The sequence below is a fragment of the Candidatus Binatia bacterium genome, assembly GCA_036563615.1.
GTDB lineage: Bacteria > Desulfobacterota > Binatia > UBA12015 > UBA12015 > DATCMB01.
The window spans coordinates 59,385-77,164 of record DATCMB010000010.1; the positions used below are offsets into that span (position 1 = coordinate 59,385).

22 protein-coding genes are annotated in these 17,780 nt (G+C 71.2%); 3 read left to right on the plus strand and 19 right to left on the minus strand.

Translation table 11 applies throughout. The features are described 5' to 3' along the window. Positions 1–9 precede the first annotated feature (9 nt). The 14 genes from leuS to lpxD form a co-directional block, all read right to left on the minus strand. A complete protein-coding gene (gene leuS / locus VIS07_09225) occupies positions 10–2,685 on the minus strand; it encodes a leucine--tRNA ligase (protein HEY8515681.1) in 2,676 nt (891 codons plus the stop codon). Then, complete coding sequence (nusB, locus tag VIS07_09230) at positions 2,682–3,161, minus strand: transcription antitermination factor NusB (protein HEY8515682.1); 480 nt, start codon at positions 3,159–3,161, stop codon at positions 2,682–2,684. Before nusB ends, leuS begins: the two co-directional genes overlap by 4 nt. Positions 3,162–3,174: 13 nt before the next feature. Continuing rightward, on the minus strand, positions 3,175–3,648 hold the full coding sequence (gene ribH, locus VIS07_09235) for a 6,7-dimethyl-8-ribityllumazine synthase (protein ID HEY8515683.1): 474 nt from the start codon (positions 3,646–3,648) through the stop codon (positions 3,175–3,177). A 1-nt stretch (position 3,649) separates the two neighbouring features. Then, complete coding sequence (gene ribA / locus VIS07_09240; protein HEY8515684.1) at positions 3,650–4,921, minus strand: GTP cyclohydrolase II; 1,272 nt, start codon at positions 4,919–4,921, stop codon at positions 3,650–3,652. Positions 4,922–4,928: 7 nt separating this feature from the next. After that, positions 4,929–6,047, minus strand: a complete 1,119-nt coding sequence (gene ribD, locus VIS07_09245; protein HEY8515685.1) for a bifunctional diaminohydroxyphosphoribosylaminopyrimidine deaminase/5-amino-6-(5-phosphoribosylamino)uracil reductase RibD — start codon at positions 6,045–6,047, stop codon at positions 4,929–4,931. Next, the gene (nrdR, locus tag VIS07_09250; GenBank protein HEY8515686.1) at positions 6,047–6,616 is read right to left on the minus strand and encodes a transcriptional regulator NrdR; all 570 of its coding nucleotides are present in this window, start codon (positions 6,614–6,616) and stop codon (positions 6,047–6,049) included. The genes ribD and nrdR overlap by 1 nt, the downstream gene beginning before the upstream one ends. Before the next feature lie 13 nt (positions 6,617–6,629). After that, positions 6,630–7,871, minus strand: a complete 1,242-nt coding sequence (gene glyA, locus VIS07_09255) for a serine hydroxymethyltransferase (protein HEY8515687.1) — start codon at positions 7,869–7,871, stop codon at positions 6,630–6,632. A gap of 5 nt (positions 7,872–7,876) precedes the next feature. Then, complete coding sequence (gene acpP, locus VIS07_09260; protein HEY8515688.1) at positions 7,877–8,113, minus strand: acyl carrier protein; 237 nt, start codon at positions 8,111–8,113, stop codon at positions 7,877–7,879. Positions 8,114–8,227: 114 nt separating this feature from the next. Next, on the minus strand, positions 8,228–8,983 hold the full coding sequence (gene fabG / locus VIS07_09265) for a 3-oxoacyl-[acyl-carrier-protein] reductase (protein ID HEY8515689.1): 756 nt from the start codon (positions 8,981–8,983) through the stop codon (positions 8,228–8,230). Continuing rightward, on the minus strand, positions 8,980–9,915 hold the full coding sequence (gene fabD / locus VIS07_09270) for an ACP S-malonyltransferase (GenBank protein HEY8515690.1): 936 nt from the start codon (positions 9,913–9,915) through the stop codon (positions 8,980–8,982). Before fabD ends, fabG begins: the two co-directional genes overlap by 4 nt. Beyond that, positions 9,912–11,327 (minus strand): phosphate acyltransferase PlsX, encoded by a 1,416-nt coding sequence (gene plsX / locus VIS07_09275; protein HEY8515691.1) that lies wholly within the window; start codon positions 11,325–11,327, stop codon positions 9,912–9,914. Before plsX ends, fabD begins: the two co-directional genes overlap by 4 nt. 35 nt (positions 11,328–11,362) lie before the next feature. Continuing rightward, positions 11,363–11,545 carry a 50S ribosomal protein L32 gene (gene rpmF, locus VIS07_09280; protein ID HEY8515692.1) on the minus strand — a complete coding sequence of 61 codons (183 nt, stop codon included), beginning with the start codon at positions 11,543–11,545 and terminating at the stop codon, positions 11,363–11,365. Between the two features lie 137 nt (positions 11,546–11,682). Beyond that, complete coding sequence (locus VIS07_09285; protein ID HEY8515693.1) at positions 11,683–12,219, minus strand: DUF177 domain-containing protein; 537 nt, start codon at positions 12,217–12,219, stop codon at positions 11,683–11,685. A gap of 85 nt (positions 12,220–12,304) precedes the next feature. Continuing rightward, a complete protein-coding gene (lpxD, locus tag VIS07_09290; GenBank protein ID HEY8515694.1) occupies positions 12,305–13,339 on the minus strand; it encodes a UDP-3-O-(3-hydroxymyristoyl)glucosamine N-acyltransferase in 1,035 nt (344 codons plus the stop codon). Between the two features lie 97 nt (positions 13,340–13,436). On the opposite strand from lpxD, the gene VIS07_09295 reads away from it, so the two are divergent. The 3 genes from VIS07_09295 to hisG are packed head-to-tail and all read left to right on the plus strand — an operon-like array spanning position 13,437 to position 15,008. Further along, positions 13,437–13,712: a hypothetical protein gene (locus tag VIS07_09295; GenBank protein ID HEY8515695.1), complete on the plus strand. Its 276-nt coding sequence runs from the start codon at positions 13,437–13,439 to the stop codon at positions 13,710–13,712. A 19-nt stretch (positions 13,713–13,731) separates the two neighbouring features. Further along, complete coding sequence (gene hisI, locus VIS07_09300; GenBank protein HEY8515696.1) at positions 13,732–14,106, plus strand: phosphoribosyl-AMP cyclohydrolase; 375 nt, start codon at positions 13,732–13,734, stop codon at positions 14,104–14,106. Next, positions 14,103–15,008, plus strand: a complete 906-nt coding sequence (gene hisG / locus VIS07_09305; protein ID HEY8515697.1) for an ATP phosphoribosyltransferase — start codon at positions 14,103–14,105, stop codon at positions 15,006–15,008. Before hisI ends, hisG begins: the two co-directional genes overlap by 4 nt. A gap of 70 nt (positions 15,009–15,078) precedes the next feature. Here hisG and VIS07_09310 read toward each other — a convergent pair whose 3' ends face one another. From VIS07_09310 to VIS07_09330, 5 genes are all read right to left on the minus strand, one after another. Next, positions 15,079–15,555, minus strand: coding sequence for a 4Fe-4S binding protein (locus VIS07_09310; GenBank protein HEY8515698.1), 477 nt, complete (start codon positions 15,553–15,555; stop codon positions 15,079–15,081). A 3-nt stretch (positions 15,556–15,558) separates the two neighbouring features. Next, positions 15,559–15,756, minus strand: a complete 198-nt coding sequence (locus tag VIS07_09315) for a hypothetical protein (protein HEY8515699.1) — start codon at positions 15,754–15,756, stop codon at positions 15,559–15,561. Between the two features lie 31 nt (positions 15,757–15,787). Next, entirely contained in the window at positions 15,788–16,117 is a 330-nt protein-coding gene (locus tag VIS07_09320) for a hypothetical protein (GenBank protein HEY8515700.1), read from the minus strand. 184 nt (positions 16,118–16,301) lie between these two features. Further along, entirely contained in the window at positions 16,302–16,457 is a 156-nt protein-coding gene (locus VIS07_09325; protein HEY8515701.1) for a DUF5989 family protein, read from the minus strand. 36 nt (positions 16,458–16,493) lie between these two features. Further along, on the minus strand, positions 16,494–17,780 hold a 1,287-nt coding region (locus VIS07_09330), incomplete at its 5' end, for a sigma 54-interacting transcriptional regulator (GenBank protein HEY8515702.1).

Genomic DNA, 17,780 nt, shown 5'->3' on the forward strand with positions numbered 1-17,780 from the left:
CGCGTCGCTTCATATCACGACGTTGACGATCCGTCCCGGCACGACGATCACCTTGCGCACCGGCTTGTCGCCGACGATCTCGCGCACCCGGGCGCTCGCGAGCGCGATCTCGCGCAGCGCCGCCTCGTCGGCGTCGCGCGGCACCATGGCGCGGTCGCGCACCTTGCCGTTCACCTGCAGCACGATCTCGATCGTGTCGGCCGTGAGCGCGGCCTCGTCCCAGGTCGGCCAGCCGGCGTCGTAGACGCTGCCGGTGCCTCCGAACCAGCAGTGCAGCTCCTCCGCGAGGTGCGGTGCGAACGGCGCCAGCAGCCGCGCGAAGTTCCACGCGGTCACGCAGAAGAGCGGCGTCGGCGATCCTGCCGCCGCGCGCTGGCGCGACGCCTCGTTCAGCAGCTCCATCAGGGCCGCGAGCGCCGTGTTGAACGCGAACTGCTCGGTGTCGACGGTGACCTTCTTGATCGTCGCGTGCAGCCGCCGGCGCAGCGCCGCGCCCGCCTCGTCGAGGCCGTCGCCCTGGTTGGCGATCGCCTCGAAGCGCTCGGGACCCAGCTCGGCGCGGAGCCTCGCGATCGCCTCGCGGTCGGCGCCGAACAGCGCGACGATGCGGTTCAGGAAGCGCGTCGCGCCGCCCACACCTTCGTCGCTCCACTCCATGTTGTTCTCGGGCGGAGCCGCGAACAGGATCGTGATGCGCGCGACGTCCGAGCCGTGCTCGCGCACGAACGGCCCCATCGGCACGCCGTTGCCGGCGCTCTTGCTCATCGTGACGGGTCCGCTCTGCGCGCAGAGCGTGCCGTCCTTCTCGATCAGCGCGTGGCTGCGCTCGCGCAGCTCGCGCTCCATCTCCTCGCGCGTGAGCGGTCCCGACGGCAGACCGATCGACTTGACCAGCTCCTCGGGCGCGACGAGCTTGCCGTCCGCGGTGCGCTCGAGCGGCGTCGTCACCCGGCGCTGCACCATGCCCTGCGTGAACAGCGCGCGGAACGGCTCGTCCTCGGGGACGAGGCCCTCGTCGTAGAGCACCTTGGTGATGAAGCGCGAGTACAGCAGGTGCAGGATCGCGTGCTCGATGCCGCCGATGTACTGGTCGACCGGCATCCAGCGGTCGATCGCTTCCTTCGACCAGATCTGGTCCTGGTTCTGCGCGTCGGCGTAGCGCAGGAAGTACCAGGACGAGTCGACGAAGGTGTCCATCGTGTCCGTGTCGCGCAGCACCGGCTCGCCGGTCTCCGGATCCTTTGCGTGGACGAACTCTTCGCTCGACGCGAGGGGCGATTTGCCGCGCGGCAGGAAGTCGTCGATCGCCGGCAGCAGCACCGGGAGATCCTTCTCCGGCACCGGGACGATGGTGCCGTCCGCGCGGTGCAGCATCGGGATCGGCGCGCCCCAGTAGCGCTGACGGCTCACCAGCCAGTCGCGCAGGCGGTAGGTCACCTTCGGACGCGCGCGTCCGCTCTCGCCGAGCCACTCGACGATCGCGCGTCCGGCGGCGCGGTTCTCCTGGCCGTCGAACTGCCCGGAGTTCACCATCACGCCGTCCTCGGCGAAGGCGGCCTCGAGCGTCGCGCCATCGAGCTTCTGCCCGGGCGGCGAGATCACGACCTCGATCGGCAGGCCGAACGTGCGGGCGAACTCGAAGTCGCGCTGGTCGTGCGCCGGCACGGCCATGATCGCGCCGGTGCCGTAGCCCATGAGCACGTAGTCCGCGATCCAGATCGGGATCTCGCGCCCGTTCACCGGATTGATCGCGTTGGTGCCGAGCGCGACGCCGGTCTTCTCGCGCTCGGTGCTCTGGCGGTCGATCTCGCTGCGACGGCGCGCCTGCGCGACGTACTCCTCGACCCGCGCGCGGTTCTCGGGGGTCGTCAGCTCGGGGACCAGCGGGTGCTCGGGCGCGAGCACCAGGAAGGTCGCGCCGAACAGCGTGTCGGGACGCGTCGTGAAGACCGTGATGCGGTCGTCACGTCCGGCGATGCCGAACTCGACCTCGGCGCCCTCGCTGCGCCCGATCCAGTTCCGCTGCATCGCCTTGACCTTCTCGGGCCAGCCCTCGAGCTTGTCGAGGTCGTTGAGCAGGCGCTCCGCGTAGGCGGTGATCTTGAAGAACCACTGCTCGAGCTCGCGCTTCTCGACCAGCGCGCCGCTGCGCCAGCTCCGGCCGTTGGCGTCGACCTGCTCGTTCGCGAGCACCGTCTGGTCGACGGGGTCCCAGTTCACCGTCGCCTTCGCCCGGTACGCGAGCCCGCGCTTGTAGAGCAGCAGGAAGAGCCACTGCGTCCAGCGGTAGTAGTCCGGCTCGCAGGTCGTGACCTCGCGCGACCAGTCGTACATCACGCCCGCGATCTCGAGCGACTGCTTCGACTCCTCGATGTTGCGCAGCGTCCAGTCGCGGGGATGGGTTTTGTACTTGATGGCGGCGTTCTCGGCGGGCAGGCCGAACGCGTCCCAGCCGAACGGATGGAGCACGTCGTAGCCGCGCATCACCCAGTAGCGGGTGAGCGCGTCGCCGATGAAGTAGTTCTTGCCGTGCCCCATGTGCAGGTCGCCGCTGGGGTACGGGAACATCTCGAGGATGTAGCGCCGCGGCGCGTTCGGACGCCGACCGGCGCGGAAGATCCCCTCGCGCTTCCAGAACTCGCGCCAGCGCGGCTCGATCGCGGGATCGAAGCGCAGCGTGCTCATTCCGCCCTCCCCGCGCGCTCCGCGGCGAGCGCGCGCGCCACACCGTCGAGCACGCCGTTGACGAACGCGCGTGACTCGTCGCCGCTGTACTCGCGCGCGATCTCGATCGCCTCGTCGATCACGACCGGCGTCGGCGTCTCGCCGCGCACGAGCTCCGCCGTCCCGACCCGCAGGATCTGCGCGTCGAGCCGCGCCATGCGGTCGAGACGCCAGTTGGCCGACGCGGCGGCGATCAGCGCGTCGAGCCGTGCCTTCTCCTCGGTGACGTAGCGCACGAGGTCCTCGGCGTAGCGAACGTCGACCTCTTGCGCAGCAGCGTCCGCCGCGCCCTTGCCGGACTCGCCCTCGAGCTCGCCGCTCAGGCGCAGCGCGGTCGCGAGCGCCTGGTCGGGCGCCGCCCCGGCGACGTCGACCTGATAAAGCGCCTGCACCGCCAGCACCCGAGCGCGGCGGCGCGCGTTGAAGCTCGCCTTCACCGCCCCGCCTCGCTCAGCTCGACTGCGCGTGCGCTCGTAGCAGGGCCGCCATCTCGAGCGCCGTGACGGCAGCCTCGAACCCCTTGTTGCCGTGCCCCTCGCCGGCGCGCGCGAGCGCCTGCTCCATGGTGTCGGTGGTGAGCACGCCGAAGGCGACCGGGATGCGATGCCGGCAGGCGACCTCGTTGACGCCGCGGCTCACCTCGCGGGCGATGAACTCGAAGTGCGGCGTCTCGCCGCGCACCACCGCGCCGAGGCAGACCAGCGCCGCGTAGCGTCCGCTCGCCGCGCAGGCCTCCGCAGCGACCGTGATCTCGAAGGCGCCCGGCACGCGCAGCACGTCGATCGCGTCGTCCGCGACACCGTGCGCGCGCAGCCCCTCGAGCGCGCCGTCGAGCAGCGCCTCGGTTACCGCGCGGTTGAAGCGCGACACCACGACCGCGACGCGCAGCCCGGCGCCGTCCGGCTTGCCGACGATCTCGCGCATCTCAGGCGCCCTCTCCCGACTCCGCCGCGACGTCGAGCGACGTCAGCATGTGGCCGAGCTTCGCCCGCTTGGTGCGCAGGTAGCCGATGTTGAGATCGTGCGGCCGGACCTCGAGCGGGACGCGCTCGACGACCTCGATGCCGTAGTTCGTGAGGCCGCTGATCTTGCGCGTGTTGTTGGTCAGCAGCTTGACGCTCGAGATGCCGAGGTCGCGCAGGATCTGCGCGCTGATGCCGTAGTCGCGCGGGTCGTCGGTGAAGCCGAGCTTGAGGTTCGCCTCGACGGTGTCGAGCCCCTGGTCCTGCAGCGCGTAGGCGCGGATCTTGTTCGCGAGCCCGATGCCGCGTCCCTCCTGGTGGAGGTAGACCAGCACGCCGCGGCCGGCCGCGTTGATCATCCGCATCGCCGCCTCGAGCTGCTCGCCGCAGTCGCAGCGGCGCGAGCCGAGGACGTCACCCGTCAAGCACTGCGAGTGCACGCGGACCAGCACCGGCTCGCCCGGCTTCGGTCGTCCGCGCACGAGCGCCATGTGCTCGCTGTCGTCGACCTTGTTGCGGTACGCGATCGCGCGGAAGCGTCCGCCGTAGGCGCTCTCGAGCTCCTTCTCGTCGAGGCGCTCGACCAGCAGCTCGGTGCGCAGGCGGTGCTGCACCACCGCCTCGACCGACACCATCTTGAGCTTGTGCTTGCGCGCGAACGCGAGCAGCATCGCGCCGCGCGCGATCTCGCCCTCGGGATCGAGCACCGTGCACACCGTCGCCGCGGGACGCAGCGCCGCGAGGCGCACGACGTCGAGCGCGGCCTCGATGCGTCCCGGACGCTCGAGCACGCCGCCCGGCGCGACCTGGATCGGCGGCACGTGGCCCGGCATGACGATGTCGTTCGGCCCGCTGCGCTCGTCGATCGCGACCCGGATCGTCGCCGCGCGGTCCGCGGCCGAGATGCCGGTCGACACCCCGCGCCGCGCCTCGAACGACGTCCCGTAGGGCACGCACTCGCCCGCCGTGCGGTCGGCCGGCATGAGCGGGATGCCGAGGCGCTGCATCGCCGTCGGCAGCATCGCGAGGCAGACGAGCGCCCGCGCGTGCACCGCCATGAAGCTGATGTGCTCGGGGGTCGTGAGCTGGGCGGCGACGCAGAGCTCGCCCTGCCGCGGGTCGTCGAGGTCGTCGACGACGAGAATCATGCGGCCCGCCGCGAGATCCGCGATCGCGGCCTGCAGCGTGTGCTCGCCGCGCGCGATGCGGCTCTTCACTTCTCCCGTCGGCTTCATGGTGTTCTCAGCGGGCCTCGACGCGCGCCGTGTGCAGGAGATCGTCGCCTACGCGCTCGACCCGCAGATCGGCGAGGGGATAGGCGCCCTGCAGCGAGCGCACGCCCAACGGACCGATCATCGGCAAGCCGTCGCCCCCGATCAAGAGCGGCGCCGAGAACCAGCAGAGCTCGTCGACCAGACCGTTCGCGAGCAGCGCCGCGGCGAGCCCGGAGCCGCCCTCGACGAGGACCGACGTCACGTCGCGCTCGCCGAGCTTCCGGAGCAGCTTGGCGAGGTCCAGGTGAGCGCCGCGCGCCGGCACCGGGATCAGCTCGGCGCCGCGCCGCACGAGGCGACGTGCGCGCGCGGCGTCGTGGCGCGTGCGGGTCGCGATCCACACGGGACCCGAGCCCGCGCGCAGCAGGCGCGCCGTCGGCGGGGTGCGCAAGCCGCCGTCGACCACCACGCGCACGGGATCGCGCCCACCCGCGCGGCGACACGTGAGCTCGGGGTCGTCCGCGAGCAGGGTTCCCGAGCCGACCATCACGGCGTCCATCTCGTCGCGCCAGCGGTGCACGAGACGGCGCGCGTCGGGGCCGGTGATCCAGCGCGAGGCGCCGGTCCGCGTCGCGATGCGCCCGTCGGCCGAGGCCGCGAGCTTGAGGCGCACGAACGGACGACCGGTCGTGACGTGGCACGCGAAGCCGCGGATCAGCTCCTCGCCCGCTTCCGCCTCGAGGCCGGTCTCGACCTGGATGCCGGCGCGGCGGAGCATCGCGATGCCGCGCCGACGCACGACGGGGTTCGGGTCGGGCACCGCGATCACCACCCGCTTGACGCCCGACGCGATCACCTGCGGGGCGCACGGCGGCGTGCGTCCGGTGTGCGTGCACGGCTCGAGCGTCAAGTAGAGCGTCGCGTCGCGCGCCTCCTTGCCGGCCGCGGCGAGCGCGATCACCTCGGCGTGCGCGGTTCCGGCGCGCTTGTGCCACCCCGTCCCGACGACGCGTCCGCCGCGCACCACGACGGCGCCGACCGGCGGGTTCGGCCGCGTGCGACCCAGGCCGCGCCGCGCGAGCGCGAGCGCGTGCCGCATGTGCTCGACGTCCTGCGCGGACCAGTGCGGTCCCGTCTCCCGGCGCATCAGCCGCGCTGGGCCCGTCGCGAGTTCGGCCGCGCCGCAGGCTTGGCCTTGGCGGCGGCGCCCGTGGCGCGCTTCCGGGGCGGCGGCGCCTGCTCGCGCTGCGCGCGCTGGCTGCGACGCTCGCGGATGATCTCCTCGAGCTCGTCCATGAACTCGTTGACGTCCTGGAACGAGCGGTAGACCGACGCGAAGCGGACGTAGGCCACGGTGTCGAGCTCGTAGAGCGCCTGCATCACCGCCTCGCCGATCATCGAGCTCGGCACCTCGCGCTCGCCGCGGTCGAGCATCTTGCGCTCGATGCCGTCGACCACCTGCTCGATCGCTTCGAGGCTGACCGGCAGCTTCTCGCAGGCCTTCTTGAGGCCCGCGACGATCTTCAGCCGGTCGAACGGCTCACGCCGGCCGTCCTTCTTGATGACCGCCGGCAGGTACTCCTCGACCCGCTCGTAGGTCGTGAAGCGCCGCCCGCACTTCTCGCACTCGCGCCGCCGGCGGATGACGTCGCCGTCCTTGCCCAGCCGCGAGTCGATGACGCGGTTGTTGAGGTCCCGGCAGGCGGGGCACTTCATGGCGTCTCGGCCGTCAGTGCCGGTAGAGCGGGAAGCGGCGGCAGAGCGCGGTGGTCTCCTCCGCGATCTTGGCGAGCGCCGTCTGGTCGCCGACGTGCGACAGCGCCCGCGCGATCAGGTCGGCGATCTGATCCATCTCGGGCTCGCGCATGCCGCGGGTGGTGACCGTCGGCGTGCCCATGCGCAGGCCGCTGGTGACGAACGGCGAGCGCGGGTCGAACGGCACCGTGTTGCGGTTCGCGGTGATGCGCGCCTGATCGAGCGTCTCCTGCGCGACCTTGCCGGTGATGTCGCTCTTGCGCAGGTCGATCAGCAGGAGGTGGTTGTCGGTGCCGCCCGAGACCAGGCGGAAGCCGCGCCGCGTGAGGCCCTCGGCGAGCGCCTTCGCGTTCTTCACCACCTGCTTCTGGTAGTCGCGGAAGGCGGGCTGCGCCGCCTCGTGCAGGGCGACCGCCTTCGCGGCGATGACGTGCATCAGCGGTCCGCCCTGGTTGCCCGGGAAGACCGTGCTGTTGATCGCCTTCTCCTCGCTCGCGCGGGCGAGGATCATGCCGCCGCGCGGGCCGCGCAGCGTCTTGTGCGTCGTCGTGGTGACGAACTCCGCGTACGGCACGGGCGACGGATGCTCGCCGGCCGCGACCAGCCCCGCGAAATGCGCCATGTCGACCATCAGCTTGGCGCCGACCTCGTCGGCGGCCTCGCGGAACGGCGCGAAGTCGACGATGCGCGGGTACGCGCTGTGGCCGGCGACGATCAGCTTCGGCCGGTGCTCGCGCGCGAGCTTGCGCACCGCATCGTAGTCGATGCGCTCGTCCTCCTCGCGCACCCCGTACGGCACGACCTTGAACCACTTACCGGAGAAGTTCGCCGGGTTGCCGTGGGTCAGGTGCCCGCCGTGCTGCAGATTCATCGCCAGGATCGTGTCGCCCGGCTGCAGCTGCGAGAAGTAGACCGCCATGTTCGCCTGCGAGCCGGAGTGCGGCTGCACGTTGACGAACTCGGCGCCGAACAGGGCCTTCGCCCGGTCGATCGCGAGCTGCTCGACGACGTCGACGTGCTCGCAACCGCCGTAGTAGCGCTTGCCGGGATAGCCCTCGGCGTACTTGTTGGTGAGAACCGAGCCCTGAGCCTCGAGCACCGCGCGGCTCGCCGCGTTCTCCGACGGGATCAGCTCGAGGTTGTCCTCCTGGCGTCGGCGCTCGCGGGCGATCGCGGCCGCGATTTCCGGATCGACGTCGGCGAGAGATGCGTCGATCGAGCTCACTTGTGGCTTTCGATGTAGGCGACGACGTCACCGACGGTGCGGATCTTCTCCGCTTCCTCGTCGGAGATCTCGAGGTCGTACTCCTCCTCGAGCGCCATCACGAGCTCGACGATGTCGAGCGAGTCCGCTCCGAGGTCCTCGATGAACGAAGCGTTCGGCTGCACCTCGTCCTCGCTGACGCCGAGCTGCTCGCAAACGATCTCTTTGACCTTCGCCTCGACTGCTGAAGCCATGGAGTTTCCTCCCCTGCCCTGGTCCACCGGGTCCGAGCGCGTGATTTGGGCTCGCTTTACCGTGTCGCGGCCGTGCGCGCCACAACGTGGCGCCGTACGGCCGCGAGCGTTGTCTCACATGTACATCCCGCCGTTGATGGCGAGGACGTGGCCGGTGATGTAGCCGGCCGTCGGGCCGGCCAGGAACGCCACCGCGGCGGCCACCTCCGCGGCGGTGCCGAGTCGGCCGAGCGGAATGGTGCTCAGGTACGTGCTGCGCACCGCTTCCGGCAATGCGGCCGTCATCTCGGTGTCGATGAAGCCCGGCGCCACCGCGTTGACGGTGACGTTGCGCGACGCGAGCTCGCGCGCGAGCGCGCGGGTGAAGCCCTCGACGCCGGCCTTGGTCGCCGCGTACGGCGCCTGCCCGGCGTTGCCGATCGCGCTGACGACCGAGGTCACGTTGATGATCCGGCCCGAGCGCGCGCGCACCATCGACCGCGCGGCGGCCTTGCTGCAGTGGAAGACGCCGCTGAGATTGACGGCGAGGATGCGCTCCCAGTCCTCGGTCTTGTAGCGCAGCACGAGACCGTCGAGCGCGATGCCGGCGTTGTTCACCAGGATGTCGAGCCGGCCGCGCTCGTTCACCAGACCGGAGATGGCGGACGCGCTCGCCTCGGGGTCGGCGACGTCGAAGCGCAGCGGCGCCGCGCTGCCGCCCGCGGCCGTGATCGCCGCGACGCACTCGTCGGCCGCTTGCTGGTTGCTGTTGTAGTTGACGGCGACGTGCGCGCCCTGGCGGGCGAGCTCCTCGGCGATCGCTCGGCCGATGCCGCGCGAGGCGCCGGTGACGAGCGCGACCTGTCCTGCGAGGGGCCGTGCGTCGCTCATGCCCGCACCCTCTCGAGCGCGGCCCGCACGCCGGCGACGTCGTCCGTCGGCACGCAGGTGAACTGCGGCGCGATCCGCCGCAGGAGCCCGCACAGCACCTTGCCCGGCCCGGCCTCGATGCCGGTGTCGGTGCGTGCCGCGACGCCGCGCGCGCAGTCCTCCCAGCGGACCGCCGCGGTGATCTGCGCGCAGAGCTTCGCGCGCACGTCGCCGGCGCTCGCGTAGGGCTCGCCGTCGACGTTGGCGAGCACGGTGCCGCGCGGCGCCTTCACCGGGACGTCACGCAGCAGCTCCGCCATCCGCTCGCGCGCCGGCTCCATCAGCGGGCTGTGGAAGGGAGCGCTGACCTTGAGCCGCATCGCGCGTACGCGGCGCGCCGCGGCCGCCTTCTCGAGGCGCTCGACCGCGGTCGCGTGCCCGGACACCACGATCTGGCCCGCGCCGTTGATGTTCGCCGGGACCACCATTTCGCCCTCCGTGCTCGCGCCCGCGCACAGCTCGGACGCGACCTCGAGGTCCGCGCCGAGCAGCGCCGCCATCGCGCCGACGCCCGGCGGCACCGCCTCCTGCATGAAGCGTCCGCGGGCGCGCACCGCGCGGACCGCGTCCGCGAGCGCGATCGCCTCCATCGCGACCAGCGCCGACCACTCGCCGAGGCTGTGCCCGGCTGCGACCTCGGGCACGATGCCGCCCTCGCTCGCGAGCACGCGCGTGATCGCGATCGAGGTCACGAGCAGCGCGGGCTGCGCGTTCTCGGTGAGCGTGAGCTCGTCCTCGGGGCCCTCGAAGCAAAGCTTGCTCAGCGACTCGCCGAGCGCCGCGTCGGCCTCGTCGAACGTCTCGCGCGCGACGGCGAACTCGCGGCACAGGTCCTCGCCCATGCCGACGCGCTGCGAGCCTTGCCCCGGGAAGAGCAGCGCCGGTGCGCTCATTTGTCCCTCGTGTCCCTCGACGGTGCGTCGGCGGGCTCGTCCGCCGACGCTTCGGACGGGCGCGGATCCGCGCTCTCGGGTGTGGTCTCCGGCTCCGGCGACGACGACGCCGCGGTCTCTCGGCTCGCCGTGCTCGGCGTGCTCGCTGCGCTCGACGCACTCGACGCGCCGTCGCCCGCGCTCGGCGAGACGACCGGCGCGCTCGTGGCCACGGCGGCCGGCTGCGGCGGCTCCGGGCTCGCCGCGGGTTCGTTGCGCAGCGGCTCGGCGGTCGCGGGCGGCGCCGGCGGAGGTGGAGGAGGCGGCGCGGCCGGCTCGGCGGCACGCTCGCTCGCCTTGCCGTCGCGGCGCAGGCGCTCGCGGATCGACTGCCAGAAGCGGCGCGCGCGCGGCGTCTGCTCGGCGGCCGCGGAGGTGTCGAGGCCGACGGTCGCCGCGATGCCGCTCGCGACCTGCTGGGTGACACCGCTCTGCGCGAGGCTCGCCGCGACCGCGACCGCGTTGCGGATCGCGCGCGCATCCGACGAGCCGTGCGCCTTCACCGCGATGCCGTTCAGACCGAGCAGCAGCGCGCCGCCGGTCTCGCGGGCGTCGAGGTCGTGGCGCAGCGCCTCGATGTCGCGCTTGAGCAGCAGGTAGGCGAGCTTGCCGCGCAGGCTACGCTCGAAGGTCGAGCGCAGGCGCTCGCCGATCAGCTTGCCGAAGCCCTCGAGGCTCTTCAGCACCAGGTTGCCGACGAAGCCGTCGCAGACCACGACGTCGGTCGAGCCGCTGTTGATCTCGCGACCCTCGACGTAGCCGACGAAGTTGATCGGCAGCTGGCGCAGCATCGGCGCCGCGGCGCGCACGAGGCTGTTGCCCTTGCTGTCCTCGAGGCCGTTCGAGAGCAGCCCGATCCGCGGCGCCGGGATCTGGCGCACGGCGCGCGCGTACGCGTCGCCCATGACCGCGAACTGCGTCAGGTGGATCGGTCGGCAGTCGACGTTGGCGCCGGCGTCGAGCAGGATCGTGTGGCCGCGCGGCGACGGCACCAGCACCGCGATCGCGGGACGCTCGACGCCCGGCGTGCGTCCGAGCAGGTGCGCGCCGAGCACCATGCCGGCGCCGGTGTTGCCGGCGAACACGAACGCCGCCGCCTCGCCGTCGCGCAGCGCGGTCAGGCCGACCCACATCGAGGAGTCCGCCTTGCGCAGCGCGGACGTCGGCGCCTCGTCCATCGCGATCGTCTCGCTCGCGTGACGCACCTCGAGGTCGAGGTTCGTCGTGCGATGACGCTTCAGTTCCGGCTCGATGCGGGCGCGGTCGCCGACCAGCAGCACCGCGACGCCGAGCTCGCGCGCGGCCGCGACCGCGCCGTCGACCGTCGCTTGCGGGGCGAGGTCACCGCCCATCGCGTCGAGAGCGATCCGCATCGCTCAGCACCGCCCCCGTGCGCAGCGGGGCACGGTCATTCGCCGCGCGCTTCGATCACTTTCCTGCCGCGGTACACCCCGCAGCTCGGGCAGGCGCGATGCCGCAGCCGCGGCTCGCCGCACTGAGGGCACGCGATGAACGCGGGCGCCGACAGGGCGTGGTGCGAGCGCCGCTTGTTGCGCTTCGACACCGAGGTTCGTCTCTTCGGGACGGCCATTTCTCAGTTTCCTTTCGTCGCGGTGCGGCTCGGGTCGGCGACGGCCCGACGATCCGCGTGTCCGCGTCGTCTCGCTCGGCCACGCGCTCGCCGGCGCGCCGGACAGGTCTAGCTGCGGCGCCTCCGCATCGGGGCGCTCACGGTTCCGTCCGCACCCGCACGCGCGAAAGCACGGCGAAGCGGGGATCGGGCGACGCCGGGCTGCAGGTGCACGGGTCGGTGTTGCGATTCGTCCCGCAAGCGGGACACAGTCCACGGCAGTCCTCGCGGCACACCGCACGGGTCGGCAGCGCGAGGATCGCCTGCTCGCCGACGAGCGGCGTCAGGTCGATCTCGTCGCCGCTGTAGAAGCTGAGCGCGAGGTCCTCGGTCTTGAGCTCCTGCTTGACCTCGTGCGGCAGCGCCTTGGTGAGCACGAACTCGAACGGGGTCGCGAGCGGGAGCGAGAAGGTCTCGAGGCAGCGCGCGCAGGTGCCTTCGGCGACGGTGCTGCAGTGTCCCTCGAAGTACAGGTCGTCGCCCGCGCGGTAGTACGTGACGTCCACCTCGAGCGGGCTCGCGAGGCTGAAGTCGTGCGCACCGGCGTCCTCGAGACGCTGGTTCAGCTCCTCGACCGACGCTTGGAACACGCACTGCGTGGCCTCGTCGGTGATGCGATCGACCCGAAGCTTCATGGGGATTCACCGGATAATAGGGGTCGGGACCCGGAAATCAACGCGGTTCGGGGCGTGTGGCGCGTTCGCGTCGGTGAACCGTCGCTCACTCGTCGCGTGCGTCCGACGTGCGCGCGACGCCCGTCGCCCGCTCGAGGCGGCGCACCCGACGCAGCAGATCGGGCAGCCGCTGCACGGCGGCCGACACGCGCCGCCAGAGCCGCACGTCCATCGCCGGGTAGCCGCCGATCACCGAGCCCGGCGGGACGTCGTTGTCGATCCCGCTCTGCGCGGCGACCCGCACGTCGTCGCCGATCGTGAGGTGGCCCGCCGCGCCGACCTGACCGCCGAGCTGGACGCGGGCGCCGAGCGTCGTGCTGCCGGCGAGCCCGGTCTGGCCCGCGAGCAGCGACTCGCGCCCGATCCGGCAGCCGTGCGCGATCATCACCAGGTTGTCGAGCTTGACGCCTGCCTCGAGCCGCGTCGCGCCGATGGTCGCGCGATCGACGGTGGTGTTGGCCCCGATCTCGACGTCGTCGCCGATCTCGACGGTGCCGATCTGCGGCAGCTTGAACACGCCGCCGCCCGGCAGCGGGATGAAGCCGAAGCCGTCGCCGCCGATCACCACCCCGGGTCCGAGCGTCACCCGGTTGCCGATGCGGACGCGCTCGCGCACGACGACGTTCGCGTGCGCGACGAAGTCGTCGCCGATCGTGGTCTCGGGATAGATGACCACCCCGGGGTAGAGGCAGGCGCGCGCGCCGATCTCGACGCCGTCGCCGATCACCACGCCCGGCGAGATGCGGGCGCCCTCCCCGATCCGCGCGCTCGGCGAGACGTGCGCCGCCGGCGACACGCCGAGCGGCGGCAGCACCGGACGCGCGAACAGCCCGAGCGCGATCGCGAACGCGCGGTACGGGTCGTCGACCCGCAGCACCGGACAGCCGGGTCCCTCGACGCCCTTGCCGAGGATGAGCGCTCCCGCGCGCGTCGTGGCGAGCTGCGACGCGTAGCGCTGGTTCGAGAGGAACGACAGCGAGCGCGGCCCGGCGCTGTCGAGCGGCTGCAGGTCCTCGATCTCGAGCTCGCCGTCTCCTTCGAGGGTGGCGTCGAGGGCTCGCGCGAGGTCGGACAGCTTCATCGCGCCCCTCTATCAAGCGTCACGCGCGTTCTCCATGCTCACGGTCGTCGCGACGGTGACATTGCGTTTTCGCCGGCTCGTCGATACGTAGCCCGGCGTGCTGACGCGCGTGCCTCGTGGCGGCGCCGGTGCCCGCCGGCTCGCGTTCGGAGCTCTGCTGGTCGCCCTCGTCGCGGGCGCGGCCGCTTGCTCTGCGCAGCGTCCGGTGGTGCCGCCGCGGCCCGAGCTGCCGGCCGTGCTGTTCGTGCCGCCGTGCGATCCGCAAGCGTCGATCGGCATGACGGAAGCCGGCGTCGCGCAGCTTCGCGCGCGCGACGAGGCGTGGCGCACGCACGTCGAGATCCTCGAAGCCGTGATCCGCGGCGAGCGCTGAGAGTTAGGCAGGGAACGTCGTGGAGCTCGACTTCAGCAAGGGGTTGATCCCCGCCGTCGTGCAGGACCACGCGACCGGCGAGGTCCTGATGGTCGCCTACATCAACGAGGAGGCGTGGCGCGAGACGCTCGCGACCGGACGCGCCTGCTTCTGGAGCCGCTCGCGCGGGCTGTGGCGCAAGGGCGAGGAGTCGGGCCACTACCAGGAGATCAAGGAGCTCCTCGTCGACTGCGATCGCGACACCGTCATCTACAAGGTGGTGCAGCACGGTGGCGCCGCCTGCCACAAGGGCTACCGCAGCTGCTTCTTCCGCCGCCTCGAGAACGGCGAGTGGCAAACGATCGCCGAGCCGGTGTTCGACCCGGCCAAGGTGTACAAGAAGCCGCATCCATGAGTGCGAAGCTCCCCACGCCGCTGAAGCTCGGCATCCCGAAGGGCAGCCTCGAGAACCAGACCATCGAGCTGTTCGCCAAGGCGGGCTGGCGCATCACGACCAGCGGCCGCAGCTACTTCCCGTCGATCGACGATCCCGACATCCGCTGCTCGTTCATGCGGCCGCAGGAGATGTCGGCTTACATCGAGGCCGGCGCGCTCGACGCCGGCGTGACCGGCCAGGACTGGATCATCGAGAACGGCTCGCGGGTGCACACGATCTGCGACCTCGTCTACTCGAAGGTCAGCCTGCAGGGGACGCGCTGGGTGCTCGTGGTCCGCGAGGACTCGCCGGTGCAGAAGCCCGAGGACCTGCAGGGCAAGCGCGTCGCGACCGAGCTCGTCAACGTGACGCGCAGCTTCTTCGCCGGACGGGGCATCGACGTCGACGTCGAGTTCTCCTGGGGCGCGACCGAGGCCAAGGTCGCCGAGGGGCTGGTCGACGCGATCGTCGACGTGACCGAGACCGGGTCCACGCTGCGCGCGAACAAGCTGCGCATCGTCGCCGAGCTGCAGAAGTCCAATCCACAGCTCGTGGCGAACGAGGCGGCCTGGGCGGATCCGGCGCGCCGCGAGAAGCTCGAGCAGATCGCCCTGCTGCTGCAGGGCGCGCTCGCCGCGCAGGGCAAGGTCGGCATCAAGCTCAACGTTCCCGAGTCGAAGCTCGACGCCGTGATCGCGCTGCTGCCGAGCCTCACCGCCCCGACGGTGTCGAACCTCTTCCAGACCGCGCAGCTGCGCAGCGAGAAGTGGTTCGCGGTCGAGAGCGTGATCGCCGAGGCGACGGTGCGCGACCTGATCCCGCAGCTGATCAAGGCCGGCGCGACCGGGATCATCGAGTACCCGCTCAACAAGATCGTTTAGCGGGGCTCGCTTCGCTCGGCGCTTGGCCGCGCGCTTCGAGCGCGCGCAGGCTGCGACGCGGCGGACGCCGTCACGCGGCGGAGTCGGCTTCCTCGAGCGTGTAGCCGAGGCTCGCGAGGAAGGCCTCCTTCTCGCCGCCCGGCATGATGTAGATGCCGTCCCAGCCGCAGACCTCCTCGCACAGCTTGCAGCCGACGCAGGTCTTCTCGTCGACCTCGACCTTGCCGAGGTAGGTCGCGACGTTGCCCTCCGACGGCGTGATGCAGTCGAACGGGCAGACGTCGATGCACACCCCGCAGCCGTTGCAGTTGTCGGGGTGCGGGACGGCGATCGGACGCTCGGCGCGCTTGAGCACGCTCGTCATGTTGCCCCAGGTGTCGAGAATCGCCTCGTCGGGGCAGATCACGCCGCACGCACCGCAGTCGATGCACATCGACGGCTCGATGAAGTAGGCCTTCTTCGGGTCGCCGCTGATCGCCCGCGTCGGGCAGCGCTTCTCACACGCGCTGCAGCCCGTGCAGTTCTCGGCGATGATCGTGAACGGCATCGTTCACCTTTGCATGTCGCTCAGGATCTCGTCTTCGCGACCCTGCGCGATCAGCTCGTCGTTGCGCCGTGCTTCCCGAAAGCCGAGGTACGTGAACCAGAAGACCAGAAAGAACATCCCGACGATCGGGAGGTTGTCCGGCCGGGTGAGCATCTCGAAGAACTCGCTCCAGGCGGACGCATTCGGATCCGGTCCCGTCATGGTGCCGAGCTATCAACGGCCCCGGGGGGAGTCAAACCGCGTCCTGCTGCCCGGCGCGGGCCTCGAGGCGGGATTCGACGATGGCGTCGAGCCGCTCGTCGCCGAGCGCCGCCTTCATCTCGCCGAGGGTCGCGATCCAGCGCGAGATGAGCCGTAGCCGGTCGAGCAGCGTCGAGATCTGCAGCAGTGCGGCGTCGATCTCCTGCGCGGCCAGGGTGTCGACCGCCGCTCGTACCTGCTCGTACAGCACGACGAGCTCGTCGACCCCGCGTATGCCGCGGTTCGAGAGTCGTCTGTTGAGCTCGCCATAGAGGCGAACGAACTCGTCCGCCTCGCGCCGGAAGGCTTCGTCGTCCCGCATGCGCTCCGTGTCCTGGTCGTGGTGGTTCTCGGGTGTAGGTGGACTATGTCGGAGTGCATAGCCCGCGCGCCGGGCGCGCGGAAGGACCTTTTCGCGCCGAAGGGGGAAGATTCCCCTGGCGCACGGACACGGACGAGGCTCGGGCCGACGGGCGCGCGCTCAGGCGTCGCCACGCGCACGCGCTTCAGAACAGCGTGTAGACGAACGGCGACGAGGCGCTCGAGCGGCCGAAGTACATGAGCAGCCCGGTGATCAGTAGAACGCTGATCGCCGGCATCAGCCACCAGATCTTGTGGCGCCACAGAAAGGCGAGCAGTCCCGAGTTCTCGTCCTGAGCCATGGAGGTCCTTTCGCGGGTCGCCTGTTTAGCTCGACCTCAGTGCTGCGTCGAGTTCGGCGGCGTGCTCATCTGGAAGATCGGCGTGTCGGCCTTCGAGCCACGCATGCGGAACTCCTCGCGGCGCAGGCCGTAGGACTTCATCTTGCGGTGCAGCGTCGCGGCGTCGACGAGCGCGTGCTTGGCGCTCGAGTTGATGCCGCCGCGGTACTTGCGCAGCACGTGCCCGAGGTAGTCCTTCTCCGCGCGACGCAGGAACTCCTTGAGCGGAACCTCGTAGTCGAAGCCGCGCCGCGACGAGCTGTCGGACGTCTTCTTGACGTCGTTGCCCGGCAGGTCGACCTCGCGGATCATCGGCCCCGAGGTGCGCAGGATCGAGCGCTCGAGCACGTTGCCGAGCTCGCGCACGTTGCCCGGCCAGCTGTAGCTCATGAGCTGCTGCAGCGCGCGGTTCGAGACGCGGTTGATGCCCTTCTCCTGCGCCAGCGGCGAGTTGCGCAGGAACTCCGCGACCAGCAGCGGCACGTCCTCGATGCGGTCGCGCAGCGGCGGGATGCGGATCGGCACGACGTTGATGCGGTAGTAGAAGTCCTCGCGCATCGAGCCGTTCGCGACCAGCGCCTCGAGGTCGACGTTGGTCGCCGCGATGACGCGCATGTTCACCTTGATGCGGCGGTTGCCGCCGAGGCGCTCGATCTCACGCTCCTCGAGGACGCGCAGCAGCTTGAGCTGCATGTTGAGCGAGATGGACTCGATCTCGTCGAGGAACAGCGTGCCGCCCGACGACAGCTCGATCTTGCCGACGCGGTCGTGCACGGCGCCGGTGAACGCGCCGCGCTCGTAGCCGAAGAGCTCGCCCTCGAGGAGCGCCTCCGGGAGCGCGGCGCAGTTCAGGCGCAAGAGCGGACCGTTCGCGCGGGCCGAACGCGCGTGGATCGCCTCCGCCGCGTAGCTCTTGCCCACGCCGGTCTCGCCGAGGAGAAGCACGCTGAGCTCGCTCTGCGCGACGACCTCGATGAGGCGATCGACGGCCTTCATCGGATCCTCGTCGCTCGCCCGCTGCGCGGCCGCACGCGCGATCGCCCCTGCCGAAGGCGCGCCGCGATCGCGCGGTGGATGGAGGACGACGATCGCCCCGCCGAGCTCGATGACGTCGCCCGGCCTCACGGGGACGGGCTGGCCCACGGGGATGCGCTGCCCGCGGACGCGCACGCCGTTCATGCCGCCGATGTCCTCGATCGTCGCAAGGTCGTCCGAGCCGGGCGGCGCCCCGCAGAGGCGCGCGTGACGGCGGGACACGCTCGGAAGGTCGATCACGATCTCGCA